Origin of the sequence: Gemmobacter sp. (assembly GCF_046292685.1) — a bacterium.
Taxonomy (GTDB): domain Bacteria; phylum Pseudomonadota; class Alphaproteobacteria; order Rhodobacterales; family Rhodobacteraceae; genus Wagnerdoeblera.
In genome coordinates this window covers 29,020-44,886 of the sequence record NZ_JBKBQM010000014.1, presented here as the reverse complement: position 1 = coordinate 44,886, position 15,867 = coordinate 29,020, and the positions used below count along the sequence as shown (strand labels likewise).

General features: G+C 68.3%; 15 protein-coding genes and 5 pseudogenes. 14 read left to right on the top strand and 6 right to left on the bottom strand.

Translation table 11 applies throughout. The features are described from left to right. Nucleotides 1–196: 196 nt before the first annotated feature. From ugpB to ugpC, 4 genes are all read left to right on the top strand, one after another. The gene (gene ugpB / locus ACK4S2_RS05905; RefSeq protein WP_409621473.1) at nt 197–1,510 is read left to right on the top strand and encodes a sn-glycerol-3-phosphate ABC transporter substrate-binding protein UgpB; all 1,314 of its coding nucleotides are present in this window, start codon (nt 197–199) and stop codon (nt 1,508–1,510) included. Nucleotides 1,511–1,587: 77 nt separating this feature from the next. Then, nucleotides 1,588–2,466: a sn-glycerol-3-phosphate ABC transporter permease UgpA gene (ugpA, locus tag ACK4S2_RS05900; RefSeq protein ID WP_409621470.1), complete on the top strand. Its 879-nt coding sequence runs from the start codon at nt 1,588–1,590 to the stop codon at nt 2,464–2,466. A gap of 2 nt (nt 2,467–2,468) precedes the next feature. Further along, nucleotides 2,469–3,317: a sn-glycerol-3-phosphate ABC transporter permease UgpE gene (ugpE, locus tag ACK4S2_RS05895; protein WP_409621467.1), complete on the top strand. Its 849-nt coding sequence runs from the start codon at nt 2,469–2,471 to the stop codon at nt 3,315–3,317. Between the two features lie 3 nt (nt 3,318–3,320). After that, entirely contained in the window at nt 3,321–4,385 is a 1,065-nt protein-coding gene (gene ugpC, locus ACK4S2_RS05890) for a sn-glycerol-3-phosphate ABC transporter ATP-binding protein UgpC (protein ID WP_409621465.1), read from the top strand. 81 nt (nt 4,386–4,466) lie between these two features. Here ugpC and ACK4S2_RS05885 read toward each other — a convergent pair. From ACK4S2_RS05885 to ACK4S2_RS05870, 4 genes and pseudogenes are all read right to left on the bottom strand, one after another. Beyond that, nucleotides 4,467–4,592: pseudogene (locus ACK4S2_RS05885) on the bottom strand (acyl-CoA dehydrogenase family protein); the annotation flags it as partial. 227 nt (nt 4,593–4,819) lie between these two features. Next, nucleotides 4,820–4,933 (bottom strand): annotated as a pseudogene (locus ACK4S2_RS05880) (hypothetical protein); the annotation flags it as partial. A gap of 67 nt (nt 4,934–5,000) precedes the next feature. After that, a pseudogene (locus ACK4S2_RS05875) lies at nt 5,001–5,297 on the bottom strand (acyl-CoA dehydrogenase family protein); the annotation flags it as partial. Between the two features lies 1 nt (nt 5,298). After that, entirely contained in the window at nt 5,299–5,754 is a 456-nt protein-coding gene (locus tag ACK4S2_RS05870; RefSeq protein WP_409621462.1) for a MarR family winged helix-turn-helix transcriptional regulator, read from the bottom strand. 179 nt (nt 5,755–5,933) lie between these two features. Here ACK4S2_RS05870 and ACK4S2_RS05865 point away from each other — a divergent pair. From ACK4S2_RS05865 to ACK4S2_RS05845, 5 genes and pseudogenes are all read left to right on the top strand, one after another. Continuing rightward, nucleotides 5,934–6,625, top strand: a pseudogene (locus ACK4S2_RS05865) (3-keto-5-aminohexanoate cleavage protein). Beyond that, on the top strand, nt 6,564–6,827 hold the full coding sequence (locus ACK4S2_RS05860) for a hypothetical protein (RefSeq protein WP_409621459.1): 264 nt from the start codon (nt 6,564–6,566) through the stop codon (nt 6,825–6,827). The pseudogene ACK4S2_RS05865 and the gene ACK4S2_RS05860 overlap by 62 nt, the downstream one beginning before the upstream one ends. Nucleotides 6,828–6,857: 30 nt before the next feature. Further along, nucleotides 6,858–7,166: a hypothetical protein gene (locus ACK4S2_RS05855; RefSeq protein WP_409621455.1), complete on the top strand. Its 309-nt coding sequence runs from the start codon at nt 6,858–6,860 to the stop codon at nt 7,164–7,166. Continuing rightward, on the top strand, nt 7,061–8,101 hold the full coding sequence (locus ACK4S2_RS05850) for a TRAP transporter large permease subunit (protein ID WP_409621528.1): 1,041 nt from the start codon (nt 7,061–7,063) through the stop codon (nt 8,099–8,101). Before ACK4S2_RS05855 ends, ACK4S2_RS05850 begins: the two co-directional genes overlap by 106 nt. Further along, nucleotides 8,023–8,262 (top strand): annotated as a pseudogene (locus ACK4S2_RS05845) (FAD-dependent monooxygenase); the annotation flags it as partial. The gene ACK4S2_RS05850 and the pseudogene ACK4S2_RS05845, both read left to right, overlap by 79 nt. A gap of 174 nt (nt 8,263–8,436) precedes the next feature. Here the strand turns inward: ACK4S2_RS05845 and ACK4S2_RS05840 are convergent. After that, nucleotides 8,437–9,108: a YggS family pyridoxal phosphate-dependent enzyme gene (locus ACK4S2_RS05840; RefSeq protein ID WP_409621451.1), complete on the bottom strand. Its 672-nt coding sequence runs from the start codon at nt 9,106–9,108 to the stop codon at nt 8,437–8,439. 78 nt (nt 9,109–9,186) lie between these two features. Beyond that, entirely contained in the window at nt 9,187–10,140 is a 954-nt protein-coding gene (locus ACK4S2_RS05835; protein ID WP_409621448.1) for a porin, read from the bottom strand. 283 nt (nt 10,141–10,423) lie between these two features. Here ACK4S2_RS05835 and ACK4S2_RS05830 point away from each other — a divergent pair, with 283 nt between their 5' ends. From ACK4S2_RS05830 to ACK4S2_RS05810, 5 genes are all read left to right on the top strand, one after another. Then, complete coding sequence (locus ACK4S2_RS05830) at nt 10,424–10,987, top strand: DUF3576 domain-containing protein (protein ID WP_409621445.1); 564 nt, start codon at nt 10,424–10,426, stop codon at nt 10,985–10,987. 79 nt (nt 10,988–11,066) lie between these two features. Further along, a complete protein-coding gene (gene leuS, locus ACK4S2_RS05825; RefSeq protein ID WP_409621442.1) occupies nt 11,067–13,625 on the top strand; it encodes a leucine--tRNA ligase in 2,559 nt (852 codons plus the stop codon). Continuing rightward, complete coding sequence (lptE, locus tag ACK4S2_RS05820; RefSeq protein WP_409621439.1) at nt 13,612–14,094, top strand: LPS assembly lipoprotein LptE; 483 nt, start codon at nt 13,612–13,614, stop codon at nt 14,092–14,094. Before leuS ends, lptE begins: the two co-directional genes overlap by 14 nt. Beyond that, nucleotides 14,091–15,119 (top strand): DNA polymerase III subunit delta, encoded by a 1,029-nt coding sequence (locus tag ACK4S2_RS05815; RefSeq protein ID WP_409621436.1) that lies wholly within the window; start codon nt 14,091–14,093, stop codon nt 15,117–15,119. Before lptE ends, ACK4S2_RS05815 begins: the two co-directional genes overlap by 4 nt. A 68-nt stretch (nt 15,120–15,187) precedes the next feature. Further along, complete coding sequence (locus ACK4S2_RS05810) at nt 15,188–15,775, top strand: glutathione S-transferase family protein (RefSeq protein ID WP_409621433.1); 588 nt, start codon at nt 15,188–15,190, stop codon at nt 15,773–15,775. Nucleotides 15,776–15,867 lie beyond the last annotated feature (92 nt).

The following is a 15,867-nucleotide window of genomic DNA, read 5'->3' as shown; positions in this document are numbered from 1 at the left end:
CACGACCCTGGGCCGGATTTGCGATGGTGCCGCAACGCAGCGATGACAAGGCGATGAAATCCGCCCCGCGCGGCGATGACGTTGCGGCAGCTGCGAGGCCCGGGGCGCATTTGTCACCGAACCGACAAGCGGCGGTTACGCAGTTGTCGCATCGCCCGGTCACAAGCGCCCCCAGGCGCAACCCGAGAGGACCGACATGATCCGAACCTTCAGCCTGGCTTCCGTGGCCGTTGCCGCCACCGTTTCGGCGGCGATGGCGCAGACCGAAATCCAGTGGTGGCACGCCATGGGCGGCGAACTGGGCGAAAAGCTGGAAGCGATTGCCGCCGACTACAATTCCAGGCAGTCGGACTACAAGGTCGTGCCCAGCTTCAAGGGCACCTATGGCGAGACGATGACCGCCGCCATCGCCGCCTTCCGCGCCAAGGAACAGCCCGCCATCGTGCAGGTGTTCGAGGTGGGCACCGGCACCATGATGGCGGCCAAGGGCGCCATCTACCCCGTCCACAAGCTGATGAAGGATGCCGGCGAGCCCTTCGACCCGGCGGCCTTCCTGCCGGCGGTGGTGGGCTATTACACCGACACCGACGGCAACATGCTGTCGATGCCGTTCAACAGCTCGACCCCGATCCTGTATTACAACAAGGACGTGTTCGAAAAGGCGGGGCTGGACCGCAACACCCCGCCCAAGACCTGGGAGGATGTCGAGGCGTTCTCCAGGAAGATCATGGAATCGGGCGCCGCGAAGTGCGGCTTTACCACCGGCTGGATCAGCTGGGTGCAGCTGGAAAACTTCTCGGCCTGGCACAACCAGCCCATCGGCACGCTGGAAAACGGCTTCGGCGGGCTGGCGACCGAGCTGACGGTGAACGGCCCCCTGCAGGTGCGGCACTGGGAAAACCTGGCGCGCTGGCAGAAGGAAGGCATCTTCCAGTATGGCGGCCCGGTGGGCGGCAACGATGCCCCGCCCAAGTTCTACACGCAGGAATGCGCGATCTACATGAACTCCTCGGCCAGCCGCGCGGGCGTGATCGCCAACGCGAAGGATTTCGAGGTGGGCTACGGCATGTTGCCGCATTATGCCGACGTGCAGCCGCAGAACTCGATCATCGGCGGGGCGACGCTGTGGGTGCTGCAGGGCCGGCCGGAAGCGGAATACAAGGCTGTGGCCAACTTCTTCAGCTACCTGTCCTCGGCCGAGGTGCAGGCGAAGTGGCACCAGTCCACCGGCTATCTGCCGATCACGCAGGCGGCGTGGGATCTGTCGAAGTCGCAAGGCTATTATGACGCCAACCCGGGTGCCGACGTTTCGATCCGGCAGATGACGCTGAACGCGCCGACGCCCAATTCCAAGGGCCTGCGTTTCGGTTCCTACACCCAGATCCGCGGCATCATCGACGAGGAGTTCCAGGCGCTGCTGGGCGGGCAGAAGTCGGCGCAGGCGGCGCTGGACGATCTGGTCAAGCGCGGCAACGTGCTGCTGCGCGAGTTCGAAGCCGCCAACAAGTAAGGCGCCCTGGGCGCCGCAAGGGCAGCCCGCGCCGCATCGCGCGCGGGCTGCCGCCCTTTTTCCTGCGGGATACCCCGATGAAGCGTTCGATCTTTCGCAACCAGCTGCTGCCCTGGCTGTTGCTGGCGCCGCAACTGGCGGTGACCTTCGTGTTCTTCCTGTGGCCGGCGGCGCAGGCCGGGTGGCAAAGCTTTCTGCGCGAGGATGCCTTCGGCCTGAAGACCGAATTCGTCGGGCTGGCGAATTACGCGCGCCTGATCGGCGATGCCGAATACCTGAAATCGGCGCAGGTGACGGTGGTGTTTTCGGTGGCGGTCGCGGTGCTGGCGATGGCGGTGGCGCTGGTGCTGGCGCTGGCGGTGGACCGCATGATCGCCACCGCGCGCACCTATACCACGCTGCTGGTCTGGCCCTATGCGGTGGCGCCGGCGATTGCGGGGCTGTTGTGGTGGTTCATCTTCAACCCGACCATCGGGCTGATGCCCTTTGCGCTGAAGGCGCTGGGCTATGACTGGAACCACAGCCTGAAGCCGAACGATGCGATGGTGCTGGTGGTGATTGCCGCAGCGTGGAAGCAGATCAGCTACAACTTCCTGTTCTTTGTCGCGGGGCTTCAGGCCATTCCCGCCAGCTTGCGCGAGGCCGCGGCCATCGACGGGGCAGGCCCGGTGCGGCGGTTCTGGACCATCACCTTTCCGCTGCTGGCGCCGACCAGTTTCTTCCTGCTGGTGGTCAACACGGTCTATGCGCTGTTCGACACGCTGCCGGTGATCGACGCCACCACCGAAGGCGGGCCGGCGCAGGCGACCAACATCCTGGTCTACAAGGTTTATGTCGATGGCTTCCTGGGGCTGAACCTCGGGTCTTCGGCGGCGCAGTCGGTGGTGCTGATGGCGGTGGTCGTGGCGCTGACCGTGGTGCAGTTCCGCTATATCGAGCGGCGGGTGGAGTATTGAACATGGTCGAACGCAGACCCTGGCTGAACCTGCTGGCGCATGGCGTGCTGATCGCCGGCGTGCTGATCGTGGCCTTTCCGGTGTGGGTGGCGCTGGTCGCCTCGACCCACCCGGCCGAGGCGTTCCAGACCGGGCGCATCCCCCTGTGGTTCGGGGATGCCGCTGTGGCGAATTACAGCCTGATGCTGGGCAACGGCCTGTCGACCATGGGGGCGCCGCCGCTGGCGGGGATGCTGTGGAACAGCCTGCTGATGGCGTTGCTGATTGCGGTGGGCAAGATCGCCATCTCGATCACCTCGGCCTTTGCCATCGTGTATTTCCGCTTTCCGTTCCGCATGTTCGCCTTCTGGTGCATCTTCATCACGCTGATGCTGCCGGTGGAGGTGCGGATCCTGCCGACCTTCAAGGTGGTGGCCGATCTGGGCATGCTGAACAGCTATGCGGGCCTGACCATCCCGCTGATCGCCAGCGCCACGGCCACCTTCCTGTTCCGGCAGGTGTTCCTGACCATCCCCGACGAGCTGCTGGAGGCCGCGCGGATCGACGGGGCGGGGCCCTTGCGGTTTTTCCGTGACATGCTGGTGCCGCTGAGCCGCACCAACATCGCGGCGCTGTTCGTGATCCTGTTCATCTATGGCTGGAACCAGTATCTGTGGCCGCTGCTGATAACCACGGACGAGGGGTATTACACCATCGTCGCGGGCATCAAGCGCATGGCCGAAGCCGTGGATGCCAACCCGATCTGGAATTACGTCATGGCCGCCGCAGTGCTGGCCATGCTGCCGCCGGTGGTGGTGGTGATCCTCATGCAGCGGGTCTTTGTCAAAGGCCTGATCGAGACGGAGAAGTAGGACATGGCATCCATCACGCTGGAACGGCTGGGCAAGACCTATGCCGGGGGCACGCAGGCGGTGTCGGAGATCGACCTGGCGATTGCCGACGGGGAATTCGTGGTGCTGGTCGGGCCGTCGGGCTGCGGCAAGTCCACCTTGCTGCGCATGATCGCGGGGCTGGAGACGGTGAGCCACGGCACCGTGCGCATCGGCGAGCGGGTGGTGAACGACCTGGAACCGGCCGAGCGCGACGTTGCGATGGTGTTCCAGAGCTATGCGCTCTACCCCCACATGACGGTGCGGCAGAACCTGGCCTATGGGCTGAAGAACCGCCGGATGGACCGGGCCGAGATCGCGCGCCGGGTGGATCAGGCGGCGGCGATGCTGGAAATCGGCCCCTATCTGGACCGCAAGCCGCGCCAGTTGTCGGGCGGGCAGCGCCAGCGCGTGGCGATGGGGCGCGCCATCGTGCGCGAGCCGGCGGCCTTTCTGTTCGACGAACCGCTGTCGAACCTGGATGCCAAGCTGCGGGTGACCATGCGCGGCGAAATCCGTGCGCTGCAACGCCGGCTGGGCACCACCAGCGTCTATGTGACCCACGACCAGGTCGAGGCGATGACCTTGGCCGACCGGCTGGTGGTGCTGAACGGCGGCCGGGTGGAACAGATCGGCACGCCGCTGGAGGTCTATCGCCGCCCGGCCTCGGTCTTTGTCGCGGGCTTCATCGGGGCGCCGGCGATGAACCTGCTGGCCGCAGCCCGCGACGGCGGCCGGGTGGTGCTGGACGGGCGCGCGCTGGCGCTGCCGGCGGCGGGCGCGGGGGCGGTGACGCTGGGCCTGCGGCCCGAAGATCTGGTGCCGGTGGCGCCGGGCACGCCGGGCGCGCTGGACATGGCGGTCACCCATGTCGAGGAACTGGGCGCGCAGCGGCTGGTGCATGGCCGGGTCGGCGGGCAGGCGCTGGTGGCCGCGCTGCCGGCCGATGCGGCGCTGGCCGACCGGCTGGCGCTGGCGGTCGAGCCCGCGCGGGCGCATCTGTTCGACGCCGCCAGCGGGGCCCGGCTGGGCCAGGCCGGTGCCGCCTGACGAAAAGGGCGGCCCCTTGCGGGGCCGCCAGTCGAAAGGGAGGGTCGTGAAACCGGGCGGGCGCGGCCAGAGCGCGCGGGAAATCAGTTCGCGCAGGATCTCGGACGTGCCGCCATAGATGCGCTGTAGCCGGGCATCGGCGTAAAGGCGGCAGATCCCGTATCCGCGCATGAAGCCGTAGCCGCCTTGGAACCGCACACGAGCCATCGACCACGCGGCCTGGCATGTCGCTGCACCACAGCTTGGCCATCGACTCCGCGTAGGTGCCGAGCCCGCCTTGCACGTGGCGCAGGATGCACTGCTCCGCAAAGGCCCAGCCGAAGGTGAGGTCGGTCTTGAGATCGGCCATCCGGTGCGGGATCGCCTGAAAATCGCCGATGGCTGCCCGAACCGCGGCCTTCGGCGGTGCGGGTGACCACGATTGCCAGGTCGGCGTGCCGGCCGCTGGAAATGATGGTCTTTGGCCCGTCGTAGGCCCATTGGTCGCCGTCGCGCCGGGCGGTGGTGCGGATGCCCTGCAGGTCGCTGCCGGTGACGGGCTCGGTCATGGCGATGGCGCAGACGGTGGTACCCGCCAGCATGCCGGGCAGCCGGCGCGCCTTTTGTTCCGGCGGTGCCATGCGACGGCAGGTAACCCGGGCCTACGTCGGAATGCACCGGAATGTCGGCCGCCGGCCCGGCAAAGCCCGATCGGGCCAGTTCCTCGGCCACCACGGCGTTCATGCGGAAATTGCCGCCGATGCCGCCGTATTCCTCGGGGACGGTGGGGCACAGCACGCCGGCTGCGCGAGCCTTGTCCCAGAAATGCCGGGCGACGATGCCATCGGTTTCCCGGCGGTCGAAATGCGGGGCGATTTCGGCCTGGATGAACCGCCGCACGCTGGCGCGCAACTGGCGATGGTCTTGCGTCAGATCAATCCAGCCCGTCGCCGCCGTCGTCGCCTTCGTCGCCGTTGGTCAGCGCGATCAGGTTCTGCTTCATGCGGTAGAGCGTGCGCGCCGTCAGCTCCAGGTCCTCGCGCGGGATGCCGGCAAGGATCTTGGCGTTGAAGCTGTCGTTGACCGGGGCGATGTCCTTGATGATCTGGCGGGCCTTGTCCGTCAGGAACACGCGCTTGACGCGGCGGTCCTTGGCATCGGGGATGCGCTCGACGAAGCCGGCGGTTTGCAGCCGGTCGATCAGCGAGCCGAGCGCGACCTTGCCGGCATCCAGTTCGTTCGCCAGCCGGGTCTGCGGCAGCCCGTCGTTGCGCGAGATGAAGGCCAGCACCCACCACTGCGACCGGGTGATGCCCAGCGGCGCAAGTTCGCGGTCGAAGCAGACCCTGCGAAGGCGCGACATGTCATGGATCAGGGAACCAAACCGCATGTCCCGGCTTCGGGGCTCGTTCATTCCATGCCCTCGTCAAACTCTCGCGCCCCGCGGACCGAAGATCAATACGCAGGCGAACGAAAATCCGGGGCTGTGGCGCGAGCGGCTTACGGGGATCATGCGCTACCTTGCCATTCGCTTCGACATCAACATGCCCGGCAAGGAGTCGCGAAATCGTGCAATGTGCAAGTCGCACAAGGTCATCATCAGTTGCGCCGTCACCGGCGCCCGAGGACTATGCGCGGTTCCTGCCGGTCATCAAGGAGGCTTGCGATGCGGTGGCCACCATCACCACCGGGGGCGGGCCGGGCCTGTCGCAGGACGACCGGCTGGCGACGGCAAAATGGGCGCGGTGCGAAGTGGCCGCGACGAACGTGGGGTCGCTGAACCTCAACATCTCGGGGGCGGCAGGCGGTTCGAGTTCGAGCGCTACGACATCGGCCACCTTTGCAACCAGGCGCATTTCCGCGACCGCGGGTTGGTCGAGGGGCCGCTGTTCATCCAGGGGGTGTTCGGCATTCCGGGCGGGATCGCGCCCGAGATGAATTGCGGGCCGCACATGAAGGCCACGGCCGACCGGCTGTTCGGCGACGACTATTACCTTCCGGTGCTGGGGGCCGGGCGGCACCAGATGCCCTTTGCCGTGACCAATGCCTTTGCCCGAGAGCCGCGGGGGACGGCTCGAAAGCATGGCGGATCGCAGGACCGGTCAGAACTTGGATCGCCCCGCCCTTCGCATGCGCTGAACGGATTGGTGGGGGACTGCACGCATTGCCCCGAACGACAAGCACAGAAGACGAAAGGCGGTGCAGCATACTATCGGTATCGCCATTTCCAAGGACACGCTCGATATCCGCCGTCAGCCTGACGGCCGACATGCCCGGTTCGGCAACGACGAGGCGACCGGGCGCTGTCACCGCGACATGGAGGCTGCGCCGGATGCGGCGGGCCATGCGCTGGTGAAGATGCAGCCGGGCCGCGCGCGCCGGTTCGCACAGGTTGCGGGATACGCGGCACAGACCGACCGCGCCGACGCCGCCATGCTCGCCCGGTTGGGTGCCGTGCCCTAACGCGAGGCCACGCCCGTTTGCAGCGAGAGCATGCCCGAAATCAGGGCGTTGCACCTCGCGCGCCTCCGTCTGATAAAGGGGCGCGCCGCCTGCCGCAACCGCCTGCACAAGGCGCGCAATCGGGTCGTCCCGGCACAGCCTGGCGCCCGGCTGCGGCAGCTCGAGATACGCATCGGGCAGCGCGACGCCGAACTGGTGCGCCTCGTCATGGAGGATCCGGCGCTCGCCCATAGCTGCGGGATCCGGCTGCCCATTCCCGGCATCGGGCCCGTCGCAGCGATCGCTCCGGGCGTGGAGATGCCCGAGCCAGGCACGATGGACGGCAAGGAAGCCGCCTGAATGCCGAAGCAGCGCGGCCCGCGCTGTGCGCCTGCGGCGCGGTCATGGTGATCGGCGTTGCCCTCGGTTACGGCACCCGGCAGCTGACCTTGCGCGAAGTGCGCAACCATCTGGTCCGAACCGGCGGTTCGTGGGCGGATATCCTGATGATCGCCGCCGCAGCGGACATCATCATGGGCACGCTGCAACCGACCGGGTTGGGCTTTGCGCTGACCATGCTGCGGGTCAAGCTGGGCATGCCGCCGCGGGCCGATGCCCTTCGTGACGCCGCCCGTGGCGATTGCCGCCTTTTTCACGGCGCTCGCGCATCGCCACACGCCTTCGGTGCTGCGCTTCATGCCCGAAGGCGAAGGCGCGAGCACCGTGGTCGGCGGCGAAGCACCACCATGCGGCGCGGCGATTTCGCCATCGTCCCGTTCCGGGCCGGCAGAATCACGGCAACGAAGGCACCGGGCCTTGCGCCTGGCTCGATGGGCCGGACCTGCCGTCGGTGCCGGTCTTCGAAACCCGCCCGATACGCTCGACCGCCGGGCAGGCGATGGCGCTGGCCGAAGGCGACTTGGCCGCGCAGATCGGCGACCAGCGCTTTGACCTTGCCGAAAGCAATGTGGCCGCCGCCCCCGGCTGGACCCGGCGCAGCGACCGCGCGGAAAAGGACAGCGTCCTGTTCGTGTTCTCCGACCGGGTGGCACAGGAAAAACCGGGGTCCACCGCGAACTGCGCGGCGCCTGAGCCAAGGAAAGACACGATGCGTTTCTGCCGTTTCGACGACAACCGAAGGCGTGGTCAAGGGCGACATGGTCCACGATGTCGCCGTGGTGCCGGACGAACTGCCCGCGCTGCGCTGGCCGCCCAGGTGCCCGGGCGCCCGGTGGAAAAGGTGCGCCATCTGTCGCCGGTGGCCAACCCCGGCAAGATCGTCGCGGCGCCGGTGAACTATCGGCTGCACCCCGACGAAGCTCGCACCGATGGCCGCGTCAGCCTGCTGGGCGGCGCCGCGCATCCGACCTTGCCCTACATTGCGCAAGGGGCGGCAATGGCGATGGAGGATGCGGTGGTGCTGGCCCGCGCCTTGTCGGGCGGCGCCCCGGTGCCGCAGGCGCTGGCGGCCTATCGGCAGGCCCGGCTGGCGCGGGCAGACCGCATCGTCACCGAATCCAACGCCAACCGCGCGCTGTCCCACCAGCCCGACCGCGACCGGCTGCGCGCTGCCTTTGCTGCGCGCGCCTTGAACGCCGAATGCAGCGCCTGGCTTTTTCCTGCGATACGGTCACGGTGCCTCTGGCCTGATCGCCGCCACCCGGGCGCCGAAGATGGCCGAGCCCACGCGCACATGCGTGGCGCCGTGGGCGATGGCCGCTTCGAAATCGCTGCTCATGCCCATCGACAGGCCCGACAACCCGTTGCGCGCGGCCATGCCGGCCAGCATTGCGAAATGCGGGGCCGCATCCTGATCTTCGGGCGGAATGCACATCAGCCCGGCAACCGGCAGGTCCAGCCGGCGGCAGGCGGCAACGAAACCGTCCAGCTCGGCGGGCAGGGCGCCGGCCTTTTGCGGCTCGGCCCCGGTGTTGACCTGCACGAACAGTTGCGGGCAGCGCCCCTGCGCCTGCACCAGCCGTGCCAGGCGTTCGGCCAGCGAAGGCCGGTCCAGCGTGTGGATGGCGTCGAACAGCTCCAGCGCGGGCTTGGCCTTGTTGGTCTGCAAAGGCCCGATCATGTGCAGCGCCACACCCTCATACCGCGCGCGCAGGTCGGGCCATTTGCCGGCGGCCTCCTGCACGTAGTTTTCGCCAAAGGTGCGATGGCCCGCGTCCAGCACGGCCACCACCCGTTCCAGCGGTTGCACCTTGGAAACGGCGATCAGCGTCACCGACCCGGGCGCGCGGCCGTGTGCGGCCTCGGCAGCGCGGATGCGGGCGGTGATGTCGTGCAAGCCCATGATCCCCCCGAAATGCTTGTCCCCGAAATGGAAAAGAGCGGGCTTTCGCCCGCTCTTCCCGGCTTTGATCCGTCAGGATCAGAAGCTGAACGCCACACCGATGTCGGCGCGGGTGGTCTTGGCGGTCGTGCGCTCGATGCCGCCAACCAGACGGGCGCCGCCGCCCATGTTGTAGGCAGCGCCGATGCCGTAGGTGGTCTTCGAGGCCGGAACCGCGACGCCCACGTGACCCGATTCCGAGGCGACGTAGCCCGAAACGGTGGTCGCACCCATGGTGTACGAGCCGTTGATGGCGAACTTGTTCACCTTGGTGCCGCCCGAGCCGTTGCGAGCCGCGCCGAAGCCGATGCCGAAGTCGCCAACCTTGCCCGAAGCGGTCAGGATGATCTTGTCTTCAGCGGCCAGGTTCGAGTCCTGCATGCCAAGGGCCACGGTCCAGCCCGAGAAGGTGTAGGCACCGAAGGCGGCCAGACGCTTGCCGACGCCGGTGCCAGCCAGGGCCAGCTTGTCGGACGAGTACGACACATGGCCGGTGAAGTCGCCCATGGTGTAGATGGCTTCGACGCCTTCCGCACCGTTGCCACGCGAGTCGTAGGCATCCCACGCGAAGGCGTTCAGCGAGGTGTTGGTCACCAGACCCGACCAGCCGAGGCCGGTCAGACCGACCGACGGGCCGTACAGGTTCGGCATCGATTCGACGGCGCCCAGGATGTTGCCGACGGCAACGGTCAGGCCACCGGCCCGAGCGTAGACGCGGGCACCGTTCACGGCGGTGTTCGAGGCGCCGTTGCGGTTGCCTTCGTCCGAACGGATGCGGACGCGCGCACCGAAGGTCACGCCGTTGTCAGCGGTGGTCGAACCGTCGATGTTGACGGTCATGCGCTTTTCCAGACGGGTCTTCGCCACACCGGTAGCGGCGGCGCCGCCGTTGTACTGGATGCCGAAGCGGGCGTCGCCCGAGAACTTCACTTCCGCAGCGGCCATGCCGGCCGACAGGGCGAGCGCGGTGGACGCGATCAGAAACTTTTTCATCGTTTTCCCTCGTTGTGTCAAAGGTGCGCCCAACTCAGGGGAATCTGAATTGGGTATGGCCACTGTTTCCCCCGCCGCGCCGCTGATTGCAACGACTAGGCGCGGCCTGCCGGAACCTTGGGCGCCCGTGGTGCAGACATGCCACAGTGCCGCCGGGTCACCCCCGCGCCGCGCCGCTGCCGCAATTCCGGTTCGGATGCGGGCGCAGGCGCGTCGGGGCAGAAGGGCTTGCCCGGGTGCGGCGCAGCCGCTAGACAGGTCGCACCTTCAGGAGGTCGGCTGCATGACGTTTTCCAACCGTTCCCGCCTTGTGCTGTGCAGCGCGCTGGTTCTGGCCCTGGCAGGGTGCGGCGGTGGCGGCGGCGGGTTGTTCGGCCGCATGGCGGCGCCGGCGCCGCTCAGCCCCGAACAGCAGACCCGGGTGGCCAACCTGAACGAGTCGTTCTCGCGCGAGGAACGCGCCGAGCGCGCGCGGGCCTTCACCCCGGCCACCGAACGGCGCAGCGTGCTGGGCGACCTGTTCCGCGCGCGCAGCGAATCCGACGTGGGCACCAACGTGAACCGCTATCTGTGGAACGCCTCGCTGGATGCGCTGTCGTTCCTGCCGGTGGAAACGGTCGATCCCTTTACCGGCGTCATCGCCACCGGCTACGGCACGCCGCCCGGCGGCGGGCGGGCCTATCGCGCTACGATCTACATTTCCGACCCGGCGCTCGATGCGCGTTCGCTGAAGGTTGCGATCCAGACGCGGGGCGGCGGCCCGGTTTCGGCCCAGACCGTGCGCGCGGTCGAAGACGCCATCCTGACCCGCGCGCGCGAGCTTCGGGTGCGCGATTCGCGCCTGTAACGCTCTGGCATTCGCTGCCGCCACGGGTATAACCACGCCGGGCCGCTCAGCCCGGCGTTTTCACTGACAGGAAGCCGCGATGTCCCGCTACACGCCCGCAGAGATCGAACCGAAATGGCAGGCCGCGTGGGACGCGGCCGGGGTATTCGCCGCCAAGGCCGACCCGTCGCGGCCGAAATACTATGTGCTCGAGATGTTCCCTTATCCTTCGGGGCGCATCCACATGGGGCATGTGCGCAACTACACGATGGGCGATGTGGTGGCGCGCACCAAGATGGCGCAAGGCTACAGCGTGCTGCACCCGATGGGGTGGGATGCCTTCGGGATGCCCGCCGAAAACGCCGCGATGGAACAGGGCGGCCACCCCGCCACCTGGACCGAAAACAACATCGCCGTGATGAAGGGGCAGATGAAGCCGCTGGGCCTGTCGATCGACTGGTCGCGCGAAATCGCCACCTGCCGGCCGGAATATTACGGCCACCAGCAGGCCATGTTCCTCGATTTCCTGGCCGCCGGGCTGGTCTACCGCAAGGCGGCGGTGGTGAACTGGGATCCGGTCGACATGACCGTGCTGGCCAACGAACAGGTGATCGACGGCAAGGGCTGGCGCTCGGGCGCCCCGGTCGAACGGCGCGAGCTGGTGCAGTGGTTCTTCCGCATCTCCGACTATTCCGAGGAGCTGCTCTCGGCGCTGGACGGGCTGACCAGCTGGCCAGAAAAGGTGCGCCTGATGCAGGCGAACTGGATCGGCAAGTCCCGCGGGCTGCAATTCGCCTTCGAAACCGTGGGCGCGCCGGCCGGCTTCGAGCGGCTGGAGGTCTACACCACCCGGCCCGACACGCTGATGGGCGCCTCGTTCGCCGCCATTTCCGCCGATCATCCGCTGGCCCGCGCGCTGCAGGCCGACCCGAAGGTTGCGGCCTTTGTCGCCGAATGCCGCAAGGGCGGGACGAGCGCCGAGGAAATCGAGACGGCCGAGAAGATCGGCCTCGACACCGGCATCCGCGTCCGGCACCCGCTGAACCCCGACTGGACGCTGCCGGTCTGGATCGCCAACTTCATCCTGATGGATTACGGCACCGGCGCCATCTTCGGCTGCCCGGCCCACGACCAGCGCGATTTCGAATTCGCCAGCAAGTATGGCCTGCCGATTCCGCCGGTCTTCGTGGCCGAAGGCGCCGAGGAAACCCCGCTGACCGAAGCCTTCGTGCCGCAGAAGTCCGAACGCGTGACCTACATCCGCGGCTTTGCGGGGGTTGCCGGCACCATGACCGCCGACGAGGCCGTGGCCGCCGCCATCGCCCATGCCGAACAGCAGGGCTATGGTCAGGGCGTCACCAAGTTCCGCCTGCGCGACTGGGGCCTGAGCCGCCAGCGTTACTGGGGCTGCCCGATTCCGGTGGTGCATTGCGACGCCTGCGGCGTGGTGCCCGAGAAAAAGGAAAACCTGCCCATCGCGCTGCCGATGGACGTGACCTTCGACCAGCCCGGCAACCCGCTGGACCGCCACCCCACCTGGCGCAACTGCGCCTGCCCGGCCTGCGGCAAGCCCGCCCGGCGCGAAACCGACACGATGGATACCTTCGTCGATTCCTCGTGGTATTTCGCCCGCTTCACCGCGCCCCACGCCGCCACCCCGACCGATCCGGCCGAGGTCGATTACTGGATGAACGTCGATCAGTATATCGGCGGTATCGAACACGCGATCCTGCACCTGCTCTATTCGCGCTTCTTCGCCCGGGCGATGGCGAAAACCGGCCACCTGCCGGCTAAGGCAATTGAGCCGTTCAGCGCGCTGTTCACCCAAGGCATGGTCACGCACGAAATCTACCTGACGCGCGATGCCAACGGGCGCCCGGTCTATCACCTGCCCGAAGACGTGATCCGCAGCGAAACCGGCGCCACGCTGAAGGACGGCACCCCGGTCGAGATCATCCCTTCGGCCAAGATGTCGAAATCGAAGAAGAACGTCGTGGACCCGATGAACATCATCGCGGCCTATGGCGCCGATACCGCGCGCTGGTTCGTCATGTCCGACAGCCCGCCCGAACGCGACGTGGAATGGACGGCCGCCGGCGCCGACGCCACCTTCAAGCACCTCAACCGGGTGTGGAACCTGTGCAGCCGGATCAAGGACATGGCCCCCGGCGCCCCCGGCACGGGCGACAACGAGCTGATGCGCGCGCTGCACAAGACCATCGACGAGGTGACGCGCAGCATCGAGGGCTTCGCCTTCAACAAGGCCATCGCGGCGCTTTATGCCTTTACCAACACGCTGGCGCGGGCCGAAGCCTCGCAACCCGCAATGCAAACCGCCATGCGCACGCTGGGCAAGCTGATGTCGCCGATGACCCCGCATATCGCGGAATCGATCTGGGCGGCGCAAGGCGGGCAGGGGCTGTGCGCCCAGGCGCCCTGGCCCGTGGCCGACCCCGCGCTGCTGGTGGACGATACCGTGACCCTGCCGGTGCAGATCAACGGCAAGCGGCGGGCCGAAGTGACCGTGCCCAAGGACATGCCCGCGGCCGAGGTTGAACGAATCGTTCTGGCGAACGAGGATGTGGTCCGGTTCATGGCCGGTCAGCCGGTGAAGAAGCTGATCGTGGTTCCGGGGCGCATCGTCAATGTCGTGGTCTGACCGACGTCTGTTCCTGCTGACCGGGCTTGCCGCGCTGGCAGGGTGCGGCTTTGCCCCGGCCTATGCGCCGGGCGGGGCCGGGGCGGCCTTGCGCGGCGCGGTGGCGCTGGCCGACCCGGCCGACCGCGACGGTTTCGACTTTGCCGCCCGGCTCGAAGACCGCCTGGGCCGCGCCGAGGCGCCGCGCTTCCGGCTGGACTGGCAGGTTGCCACCGAACCCGTCGGGGCGGGCATCACCCCCACCGGGGCCATCACCCGCTACACGCTCAAGGGCCGCGCCCGCTTTGCGCTGGTCGCCGCCGGCAGCGGCGCCACCGTCACCTCGGGCACGGTCGAAAGCTTTACCAGCTGGTCCACCTCGGGCTCCACCGTGGCCACGCTGACCGCCGAACAGGATGCCCGGCGCCGGCTGATGGTGATTCTGGCCGATCAGGTCGTGGCCCGGCTGATCGCCGCCGCCCCGCAATGAAGCTTGCCGGCGCCGAGGCCAACCGCTGGTGCGCCCGGCCCGACCCGGCCGCCGCCGGGGCGCTGATCTATGGCGCCGACCCGATGAAGGTGGCGATGAAGCGCCAGCAGCTGGTTGCCGCCATCATCGGCCCGGGCGGCGAGGCGGAAATGCGGCTGGCGCGCATTGCGGCGGCCGATCTGCGCCGCGACCCGGCGCTGCTGCTGGATGCGGTCAAGGCGCAGGGGTTCTTTCCAGGTCCGCGGGTCGCGCTGGTGGACGATGCCGGCGATGGCCTGGCCGACCTGATCGGCGCCGCGCTGGCCGACTGGCGGCCGGGCGATGCGCAGATCGTGGTCACAGCGGGCGCCTTGCCGGCGAAATCGGCCTTGCGCAAGGTGTTCGAGCCGCACCGCAGCGCACCTGCCATCGCGCTTTACGACGACCCGCCCTCGCAAGCCGAAATCGAGGATGAGCTGCGCCGCGCCGGGCTTGCCGACATTTCCCCCGCCGCGATGAAGGATCTGGTGGCGTTGTCGCGCGATCTCGACCCCGGCGATTTCCGGCAGACGCTGGAAAAGATCGCGCTGTTCAAATGGGGCGACCGCACGCCTCTGGCCAGCGCCGATGTGGCCGCCTGCGCCCCCGCCACCGTCGAAGGCGAGGTGGACGATGTGCTGCACGCCGCCGCCGAGGGCCGCACCCGCGAGGTGGGCGCGCTCATGCGGCGGCTCGAAGGGCAGGGCATCGCGCCGGTGACGCTGGCGATTCGCGCCTTGCAGCACTTTCGCGCGCTGCACGCCGCCGCCTGCGACCCGGGCGGGGCCGCCGCCGGGCTGGCGCGCGCCCGGCCGCCGGTGTTCGGGCCCCGCCGCGACCGGCTGCAACGCCAGGCCGAAGGCTGGGGCCGCGACCGGCTGGAAAAGGCGCTGGGCCTGATCGTCGAAACCGACCTGACGTTGCGGTCTGCCAGCAAGGCCCCGGGCCTGCCGCTGGTCGAACGCACCTTGCTGCGGCTGGCCGAACTGGCGCGCGCCCGCGCCTGACGCAAGGACGTGCTTGCACCGCCCCGGTGCTCGTGGCGTGATGCGCGCAACGGCCAGGGAGGGCACGCATGTACAAGGTCTACGGAACCGTCAAGAGCCGCGCCGCGCGGGTGATCTGGATGCTCGAGGAACTCGGCGTGCCGTTCGAGCATGTCAACGCCGGCCCGCGTTCGGCCGAGGTGCTGGCGGTGAACCCCTCGGGCAAGGTGCCGGTGCTGGAGGTCGAAGGCCAGGCCATCGCGGATTCCACCGCGATCCTGCAGTTTCTGGCCGATCGCCACGGCCGCCTGACCCACCCCGCAGGCACGGTCGCCCGCGCCTTGCAAGACAGCCTGACCCATTTCCTGCTCGACGAACTCGACGCCGTTCTGTGGACGGCGGCGCGCCACAGCTTCATCCTGCCCGAGGACATGCGCCTGCCGGCGATCAAGGAATCGCTCAAGTGGGAATACGCGCGCAGCCTGTCGCGGCTGGCCGAGCGGCTGGGCTCCGGCCCCTTCCTGATGGGCGAGACGATGACCGTGCCCGACATTCTGGCGACTCATTGCCTGATCTGGGGGGCCGGGGCGCGATTCCCCACGGTCGAAGGCAGCCTGTCCGATTACCTCGACCGCATGCGGGCCCGCCCGGCGTTTCAGCGCGCGATGGCGCGGTAGGCGGGGCGCTCCCGCACCGCAGCGGCGCCCCGAGGGGGGCGCCACCGCGCCTTGGGCCCGGCGCCGCGCGTGCCGCGCGGCGCGGTTGCGCG